The 4,211-nt window shown below is 58.4% G+C and carries 3 protein-coding genes and 1 pseudogene; 1 reads left to right on the forward strand and 3 read right to left on the reverse strand.

Annotated features, from left to right (window positions below; translation table 11 throughout):
* The 3 genes and pseudogenes from B5F88_RS18480 to B5F88_RS18490 form a co-directional block, all read right to left on the reverse strand.
* A pseudogene (locus B5F88_RS18480) lies at positions 1-1,054 on the reverse strand (peptidoglycan endopeptidase); the annotation flags it as partial.
* A 78-nt stretch (positions 1,055-1,132) separates the two neighbouring features.
* Entirely contained in the window at positions 1,133-3,469 is a 2,337-nt protein-coding gene (locus B5F88_RS18485; protein ID WP_087348919.1) for a DUF87 domain-containing protein, read from the reverse strand.
* Positions 3,462-3,815, reverse strand: coding sequence for a PrgI family protein (locus B5F88_RS18490; RefSeq protein WP_087348921.1), 354 nt, complete (start codon positions 3,813-3,815; stop codon positions 3,462-3,464). Before B5F88_RS18490 ends, B5F88_RS18485 begins: the two co-directional genes overlap by 8 nt.
* A gap of 102 nt (positions 3,816-3,917) precedes the next feature.
* Here B5F88_RS18490 and B5F88_RS18495 point away from each other — a divergent pair.
* The coding region (locus B5F88_RS18495; protein WP_242959887.1) for a molecular chaperone GrpE at positions 3,918-4,211 on the forward strand (294 nt) is incomplete at its 3' end.

Genomic DNA, 4,211 nt, shown 5'->3' on the forward strand with positions numbered 1-4,211 from the left:
CGAGGATGATGCCGCACAGACAGATGACAACCACCACCGCAATCACCACCCCACCGCCTGCTGTAGCCGCGGCGGCCAGAGCCTTAGCTGCCGCGATCACGGCGCGGAGCGCGCGGTTTGCCGCCTGTGCGGCCTGCCTGGCGGTCACACGGGCCGCCTTTGCGGCCTTTTGGGTTCGTGCCAGTCTGGCTCCCGCCTCTGCCGCACGGCGGGCCTGTCGGGCCGGAAACGCTCTTACAGGCGGTTTCCCACCCGGCTTTCCAATCCCAGCCGTTTTGCGAATGGGATGGCCAGCCGATTTGACCGGCACGCCTCGTTCTTTTACTGCCGTCTTTGCGGTGCTGCCCATAGCCTGCCTGGAGGTCTCACCGTGAGGCCGGGGCTGCACACGAGAACCACCTGTCTGCCCAGACACTTGATGTAGCTGCTTGCGGGCCTCCATACCTTGTGGCCGTTTTCCCGAGGGAGGAGCTGCCATGGGGCCGTCCTCTCTCACAGGCAAGCGCCGTTCCAGTTTCCCGCTGCGGAGAAGGTTGCCCTGGCGCTCCCGCATAAAGGACGATTTTCCCTGCTGCAAGGCGCTTGGCGGTGTGGCAGGCGCGGGATCGGAGGCGTCCTTGGTCTTGATATCTCTCTTTTGAGGCGTTTGGAGTGCGGACTGCGGCTGGGGGCGGCTTCTGCCCGCACTCTGCGCCCGGAGCGGATCTCCCGCTTCCTTTTTGCGAAGGCGGTCCTTTGGAGGCAGAATACTGTCATCTCTTGGCTTTGCGGCTTCCGGAGTATCATGACTGCCAGGGTATCTGTCCGGGCCTGCATCCGGGGTGTGCTTTGCACCTTTCTTTCGTTTTCCAAGCAGACGCTCGGCCAGCTGCTCCGCCCGTTTGACACCGCTCACCTCGGCATCGCCCAGCTGGTCACCGCCGAAGTCATCCCGTTGGCCGTGTTGGGCCGTGTCCCGCAGCTGGCCCCGCAGGCGTTCTGTGCCGTCATCCAGCCCCCGCCGGATCAATTCCTTCGGTGCGGACTTGACCCGTTCTTTCAAAGTGTGCTGCACATAGGGCTTCTCTTTAATTTTATCGATATATCTCACCTCCATCTGGCGGGGAGGGGCCAAGGCCCCTCCCTGGTTTTATTACGCGGCCAAGTCAGAGGGCTTGGTGGTCATCAGTTTATAGAGCTGCGTATGACGAGGAAAATTGTCCATGAAGGGCACAATGGCGCTGCCGCACTTGATGAGACCCCGTCCAAAGTCCACATTGGTGATGTAGGAGAGCTGGTTGTCGGAGATATTCAGCAGCCGGGCCAGCTCCAGCCGGTCGGTGCTGGCCTGGTTGAGCATGACCAGGAATTCACTGTTGGCCAGCATGGTTCGGGCTGTGTGGGACTGGAGCAGATCGTCCACATTCTGGGTCAGGCCGGTACAGCAGGCACCGTACTTCCGCACCCGCTTCCAAAGGGTGAACAGGAAGTTGGCGCTGTACTCATGCTGGAACAGCAGATAGATCTCATCGATATAGATCCAGGTATTCCGCCCCAGGCGGCGGTTGCGGGTGATCCGGTTGAGAAAGCTGTCCAGGATCACCAGCATGCCCATGGAGAGCAGCTGTTTGCCCAGCTTCCGGATGTCATAACAGGCGATGCGGGAGCTCATGTCCACATTGGTGGGTTTGGCAAAGGTGTTGAGACTGCCCTCCGTGAACAGTTCCAGGGCCAGAGCCACATCCCGCGCCTCGGCCTCCGGCTGGCGCAGCAGTTCGGCGTAAAAGTCCTGGAGCGTGGGGGCCTGGCCCTGGCAGCCGTCCCGCACATAGTCGTGGTAGCACTGTGCTGTACAGCGGTCGATGATAGACTTCTCCTTGGCAGACAGCTTTCCGGCCCCCACAGACTGCTCACAGAGAGAAAGCAGGAACTCCGATTTCAGCACCACGGGGTTTTCCCCCTCGCCGTAGCCCTGCTCCATGTCCATGGCGTTGATGTGGTTGCTGGAGGTGGCCGAGATCTCCACCACCTGGCCGCCCAGCCCCTCCACCAGGGGACGATACTCACTTTCCGGATCGATGATCAGGATGTCATCCTGGGTAGAGAGGGCCAGGGCGGTAATCTCCCGCTTGGCGGTAAAGGATTTGCCGGAGCCGGACACGCCCAGAACAAATCCGTTGCCGTTGAGGAGCTGCTTGCGGTCGGCAATGATGAGATTTTTGCTGATGACATTCTGGCCGTAGTAAATGCCGCCCCGGTCCCGGATCTCCTGGGCTTTGAAGGGCATGAGGACGGCCAGGGCCTCGGTGGTCAGGGTGCGCAGGGCGTCGATCCGCCGCAGCCCCAAGGGGAGGGCGGTGACAAGGCCCGCGTCCTGCTGCCAGTTCAGGGTGGTCAGCTGACACAGATGCTTGCGTGCGATGGACTGGAGGGTCTCTGTGTCGCTGTCCAGCTCCTCCTTGCAGTCGGCCAAATGCACCAGAGTCACCACAGCGAACATCATCCGCTGATCCCGTGTGGTCAGGTCATCCAGCATTTCCCGCGTCTCTTTCCGCTGCTGCTCCAGGTCGTAGGGCACCACCGCGGAGAAGTTGTTGTTGCTGTTCTGCCGCCGCTGCCAGTTGGTGACGTTGGTCTCCACCCCCAGCAGGCGGTTCTGCATCTCCCGCACAGCCTCATCGGTGGGGACAGGGATCACGTCGATGGACAGCATCATGGTGCGGTTCAGGCTGGTGAGTTCATTGATCATGGAGTCCTTGATGTAGCTGGCATACTCCTTGAGGAACATGGCCCGGCCATATTTATTGCCCAGGATAAAGTGATCCTTCCGAAACTCCATGCTGTCCGGGCAGATGGTGTCCTTGAAGGAGCGCCCTGTTTTCATGCACTCCCGCAGGTCGATATGGAACCGGGCCTCCTCGCCCACCCGGTAAAAGTCGTGGAGCACACGCAGCCGCTCCACCGCGTCCAGCTCCTCACAGTGGGAATCCAGGTGATTGAGCCGGGTGGTCACATCATTCATGACCCGGTCAAAGAAGGTGCGAGCCTCCTCGGGTGTTTTCTTGTGGGCGGATACTGTGACATATCGCTCCTGCACCATGCTGTTGGAGGAGTCGGTGACCTTGTCCAGCAGCATGGCGTTGTACTCCGAACGGCCCCCGTCCAGATGGTCCCCCTGGGGCGGGATCAGGATCTCCTGCTCAAAGTTGCGGCGGTTGAGTTGTTTGTTGTTGATGGTAATCTTGGTGGTAGAGCCGGTGTCCAGGGCATTGAGCAGTTCCGAGTAGCCCAGGAACATGGAGGTCTTGTCCTCTTTGGAAGCGATGGCGTAATTGATGTCGGAAAAGCGGACGGTTTTCGAGAATTTCCCGCCAAACTGAAAAAGCCCATCCGGCCAGAGACGGCGGATGGGGATGGTATCCTGTACGGACTTGGGCACCGAAAGGTGCTCTTTGTCCTGTTTCAGTGTATTTTGAAGGGTTTTAATCAAGTCGGATGGCCTCCTTTATTGATGTGTGTTCCATGAGTTTGACATAGAGATCCTCCGTTCGGAATAAGAGCCGTTTGGGCATGAGAAATTCTGAGCGGATATAAGCCATAAGAAAGCGTTCCAGAGTCATGCCGTTGTAGGTGAAAAAACCGCCCAGGGCAAAGGGAAACGCGGCCAGGATACATACCCAGCCGATCTCGCCGGTTCCAAGCACCGGACGCAGGAAAAAGTACACGGCCAGCGCCACCAGAACGGCCAGAAGGGCAAACAAAAATTGCCGCAGGGACAGGCCGAAGAATAGGCTTTCCTGATAATTGCGTACCTCTTTATTGATACGGACCTCCAAGGTCTCACCTCCTACATTTCTGTTTGGTTTTCATGGACAGACCGTTGCAATGTCTGCCTGGCTATGGTACCATTTGCTCAACTTAGAAAGGGAGTGGATCGTATGGCATACTTGATGCTCGGGATTGTAATGATTTTTCTCTCCATTGTGTTCCGGTTGGCAGCCGTGTTTCGCCTGACCATTCCACTGCTTTATGCGCTGATTGTCTCCACTGTTTTCCATGAGTGGTACCATAGTAATCAACAATTGGGGGATCTGATCGGATATATGCTGCTGGCGGCAGTGGCCCTGTCCTGGGTAATCTCCCTGGTTCGGAAGATCCGTGGCATTCTGCTCCGGCGGAGGGAGGACAAGATGCTGGAGCTTATCGTGCTCAACCGTATGCGGGAGGCACAA

The sequence above is a fragment of the Flavonifractor sp. An306 genome, assembly GCF_002159455.1.
In the GTDB taxonomy this organism is placed as follows: Bacteria; Bacillota; Clostridia; order Oscillospirales; family Oscillospiraceae; genus Flavonifractor.